General features: G+C 61.5%; 5 protein-coding genes. All 5 read left to right on the top strand.

Translation table 11 applies throughout. From position 1 onward, the window contains the following. The coding region (gene rfbC, locus NFV80_RS04585) for a dTDP-4-dehydrorhamnose 3,5-epimerase (RefSeq protein ID WP_295328711.1) at positions 1 to 498 on the top strand (498 nt) is incomplete at its 5' end. Positions 499 to 607: 109 nt separating this feature from the next. Continuing rightward, the gene (locus tag NFV80_RS04590; RefSeq protein WP_295328709.1) at positions 608 to 2,377 is read left to right on the top strand and encodes a nucleoside-diphosphate sugar epimerase/dehydratase; all 1,770 of its coding nucleotides are present in this window, start codon (positions 608 to 610) and stop codon (positions 2,375 to 2,377) included. Positions 2,378 to 2,742: 365 nt separating this feature from the next. Beyond that, complete coding sequence (locus NFV80_RS04595) at positions 2,743 to 3,801, top strand: Gfo/Idh/MocA family oxidoreductase (protein ID WP_296757992.1); 1,059 nt, start codon at positions 2,743 to 2,745, stop codon at positions 3,799 to 3,801. A 1-nt stretch (position 3,802) separates the two neighbouring features. Beyond that, positions 3,803 to 4,378: an acyltransferase gene (locus NFV80_RS04600; protein WP_296757994.1), complete on the top strand. Its 576-nt coding sequence runs from the start codon at positions 3,803 to 3,805 to the stop codon at positions 4,376 to 4,378. Beyond that, the coding region (locus tag NFV80_RS04605) for an FAD-dependent oxidoreductase (protein ID WP_296757995.1) at positions 4,375 to 4,829 on the top strand (455 nt) is incomplete at its 3' end. The genes NFV80_RS04600 and NFV80_RS04605, both read left to right, overlap by 4 nt.

Below are 4,829 nucleotides of genomic sequence, written 5' to 3' on the forward strand. Positions count from 1 at the left end.
AAAGTTTTCGGCGACGATCGAGGTTTCTTCTTCGAGAGCTTCCACCAGGCGCAATTCGAATCCGCCATCGGCCGGAAGATTACCTTCGTGCAGGACAACCACACGCGTTCCGCCAGGAACGTGCTTCGTGGATTGCATTACCAGATCAATCGACCGCAAGGCAAGCTCGTGCGCGTCGTATCTGGCGAGGTCTTCGATGTGGCAGTCGACCTGCGCCGGAGTTCGCCGACCTTCGGTCGTTGGGTGGGCGAACGCCTGAGCGCTGACAACAAGAAGCAGATGTGGATTCCGGAGGGCTTTGCCCATGGCTTTGTCGTTTTGAGCGATGCCGCCGAGTTTCTCTACAAGACCACCGACTACTGGGCGCCACAGCACGAGCGCTGCATCCTATGGAATGACGCGGAGTTGGCGATCGACTGGGAAGTCGGTGGCGATCCGGTGCTATCCGCCAAGGATGCGCAGGGCGGGGCGTTCAGGATCGCGGAAGTCTTTCCCTGATGCGGCGATCCACCACCTTCCGCCCAGATCATTGATCCGGACTTTTCTCCCCCTCCTCGTTTTCCTCTTCGACCTCTCCGCAGTCGTTTTTGCCTGGGGAGGCGGATTCATGCTCCGCTTCAATTTCGATGTACCTGCCAGCTTTCTTTCGATGATGGGCTGGGGTCTGGTTTTCCTCCTGCCTGCGCACGCCGCAGCCTGCCGCCTCGCCGGCCTTTATCGCGGGATCTGGATGTTTGCCAGCTTGCCGGACCTGAAACGAGTGCTGCGAGCAGTGGGATTCTCGACCGCGGCCCTGCTGGTATTTTTTGCGTTGTACCGTGGCCATCCGGTGATCGTGCCGCGCTCGGTAATCGTCCTCTTCCCGATGTTGCTGACCATCCAGATGGGCGGTGGCAGAGCGGCGTACCGGATGTGGAAGGAGCATCGGCTGTACGGTGGCCTGATCGCACAAGGCAAGCCCGTAGTCATCGTGGGCGCCGGGCGAGGTGGGGCTATGCTGGTGCGGGAACTCGAGCGCAGCCCGGACTGGCGAGTGGTGGGCATGGTCGACGACGACCGCAGCAAGTGGGGCCGCGAGCTTTCCGGAAATCCGGTGGTCGGCGGTATCGACAGCTTGCCCGATCTGCTGGCCACCGAGAAGGCGTCGCACGTCATTCTGGCGATGCCATCGGCAGCCGCGGAAGCCTGTCGTCGCGCGGCCGACCTTGCCGTCGAGGCGGGCGCTCGCGTGTTTACCGTGCCGGGCCTGGAGGAGGTCATGTCGGGCCGCGTCGCCGTTTCTTCGATCCGTCCGGTGGAAATCGAGGATCTGTTGGGGCGAGAGCCGGTGTCGATCGACACGGAGAACGTTGCCGCCATGGTTGCCGGTAAAGTGGTTCTGGTGTCGGGCGCCGGCGGATCGATTGGCAGCGAGCTGTGTCGGCAACTGGCGCGTTTTGCGCCGGCCCAGTTGATTCTCTTCGAGCACAGCGAGTTTGCCCTGTACAGTGTCGAACAGTGGTTTGCCGTGCATGCACCGACCATTCGCCTGGTTCCCATGGCTGGTGACGTCAGGGACGCCGAGCGCCTGCGCGAAGTGTTTGATGCCTACCGTCCGCAGGTCGTCTTCCACGCCGCCGCGTACAAACACGTACCCCTGATGGAAGTGGGCAACGCCTGGCAGGCGGTATGCAACAACGTGATGGGCACCTTGCTGGTGGCCGAGTGCGCGATGCGTGTCGGCGCCGAGCGCTTTGTCCTGATTTCCACCGACAAGGCGGTGAACCCGACCAACGTGATGGGCGCCACCAAGCGACTGGCCGAGATGGTGTGCGAGGCGTTGCATCGCAAGGGGAGCGCTACGCAGTTCGAGATGGTTCGTTTCGGGAACGTGCTCGGCAGCACCGGCAGCGTGATCCCCAAGTTTCAGGAACAGATTGCTCGTGGTGGGCCGGTGACCGTTACCCATCCCGAAATCACGCGTTACTTCATGTCGATCCCGGAGGCGGCGCAACTGGTCCTGCAGGCAGCCGCCATGGGCCAAGGCGGCGAAATTTTCGTGCTCGACATGGGTGAACCGGTCAGGATTGTCGAAATGGCGAGGAAGATGATCCACCTCTGTGGCTACACGGACGACGACATACGGATTGAATTCACCGGCCTGCGTCCTGGCGAGAAGCTTTATGAGGAGCTCCTGGCTGATTCCGAACAAACCCGTCAAACACGACATCGGAAGCTGCGGATCGCGCAGGCGCGCCCGGTCGATGAGGACTTCCTGGAGAAGTTGCGACCGTGGCTCGCTGCAGGCTGTCGGAGCGATGCACAGGTGCGCGAGGATTTGTCGCGCTGGCTGCCCGAGTATTCGCCGGAATCGAACGCGCAGCATGTAGCCGCATAGCCGGGTCGCGGGCGTTCCGGCGCAGCGAGATGGTAGCTACGCTTTCGGTGTACAGGCCAGCGCAGCCAACTCAACAGTAGTACACTAGCGCCTCAGGACATTTCCGTTGCCGGCAACGCGGGCCCATGACGCAACGATCCGACGAGATCCGGAGAGCCGGCAGCGTTTTCGCAGCCCGCTCGTGCAATGGCAGTGCCCACGTCGTCGCAACAATGACTTACCAACACCGCCGGTGACCATGACAGCCCCGGCTGGGCGCACGGAACACGCGCAGCGCCGGGTACTTGCCAGACCACGACATCGTCCCTACCGCCAGGCAGCGCCCCACGCCCGTTTTACCGTGTTCCGATCGCAAGAGGAGAGAGATGCGCATTTATCGTACCATTACCGACCGCAAGATCCGCATGGCCCTTGTCGGGTGCGGCCGGATTTCGGGCAACCATTTCGGCGCAATGGAACAGCATGCCGAGCATGTCGAAATTGCCGATGTTTGTGACGTCGACGGTCGCGCGCTCGAAAGAGCCGTTCAGCGCACGGGGGCCAAGGGTCACTCGAGCCTGACCGAAATGCTCGCCACGAGCGCGGCGGATCTTGTGGTACTGGCAACGCCCAGTGGCCTCCACCCGGAGCAAACCATCGAGATCGCCTTGTCCGGCCGTCATGTGATGACCGAGAAGCCCATGGCGACGCACTGGCATGACGGGTTGCGTATGGTCAAGGCTTGCGACGATGCGGGAGTACGACTCTTCGTCGTCAAGCAGAACCGGCGCAATGCGACCCTGCAACTACTCAAGCGAGCGGTGGAGCAGAAGCGTTTCGGCCGAATCTACATGGTCAACATCAACGTTTTCTGGACGCGACCGCAGGAATACTACGACAGCGCCAAGTGGCGCGGCACCTGGGAGTTCGACGGGGGTGCCTTCATGAATCAGGCCAGCCACTACGTTGACCTGCTCGACTGGCTGATCGGCCCGATCGAAAGCATGCAGGCGTACACGGCAACATTGGCACGTGACATCCAGGTGGAAGACAGTGGAGTGCTGAGCGTACGCTGGCGGTCCGGCGCTCTGGGATCGATGAACGTCACGATGCTGACCTACCCCAAGAACCTGGAAGGCAGCATTACCATTCTTGGCGAGAAAGGGACCGTACGGGTAGGCGGTGTCGCGGTCAACGAGATCCAGCATTGGGAGTTTGCCGAACCACTGCCCGAAGATGAGCGGATTGCCTCGGCCAACTACGAAACGACATCCGTCTACGGCTTCGGCCACCCCCTGTACTACGACAATGTGATCAATGTCATGCGTGGCAAAGCGGAGCCGGACACCGATGGGCGCGAGGGCCTGAAGTCGCTCGAAGTGTTGATTGCCGCGTATCTCTCCGCGCGTGACGGCAGACGCATTGCCTTGCCCCTGGATTACTGACATGGCCGTGACCATTCATCCCTCTGCCATTGTCGATACGGGTACGGTCATCGGCGACGGCAGCCGGGTCTGGCATTTCGCGCATATCTGTGCTGGCGCCCGCATCGGGTGCGGATGCTCGTTCGGGCAGAACGTCTTCGTCGGCAACGACGTCACCATTGGCAACAACGTCAAGGTGCAGAACAACGTATCGATCTACGACGCTGTGCATATCGAGGACGATGTCTTCTGCGGCCCGAGCATGGTCTTCACCAACGTCTACAATCCGCGCTCTGCCGTGACCCGCAAGAATGAATATCGTGTCACCATAGTGCGGCGGGGTGCAACGCTGGGAGCCAATTGCACCATCGTCTGTGGCGTCACCGTCGGAGAGTTTGCCTTTGTCGCGGCCGGCGCCGTGGTCAACCGCGATGTCAGGCCGTATGCCCTGATGGCGGGAGTGCCAGCCAGGCAGATCGGCTGGATCAGCGAGCATGGCGAACGACTCGAACTTCCCCTCGTCGGGAAAGCGTCTGCACGATGCCCGGCGACTGGTCAGATCTACACGCTGGACGAGACGATACTGACGCGTGCATGAAGGTCGCGGTGATCGGGGGTGGGATCAACGGTGTCATGACCGCCTGGGCTTTCGCCCGACGGGGCGACGTTGTAGACCTGTACGAGAGAGGCTCCCTGATGTCCGCCACCAGTCGCGCCTCGACCAAGATGTTGCATGGGGGTTTGCGTTACCTGGAACACGGCCACTTGGCGCTCGTTCGTGAAGCCCTTCTGGAGCGTTCGTGGTGGGTGAAGCAGGCGCCCCATCTGGCGACTCCACTGGAGTTGCTGATTCCGGTATTTGGGAACGATGGGCGCTCAAGATGGATCGTCGGCAGCGGACTCAAGCTCTACGATTTGCTCGCGCGCGGATCAGGCTTTCCGACGAGTCGCTGGTACCCCGCGGACGAGGTCGTGAAGCGCTTTCCGGTCCTCAGGCGTGAGCGCTTGAAAGGCGCTTACGGCTACTGGGACGCCCGCATGGATGACTA

The organism is Accumulibacter sp., assembly GCF_023806565.1.
GTDB lineage: Bacteria > Pseudomonadota > Gammaproteobacteria > Burkholderiales > Rhodocyclaceae > Accumulibacter.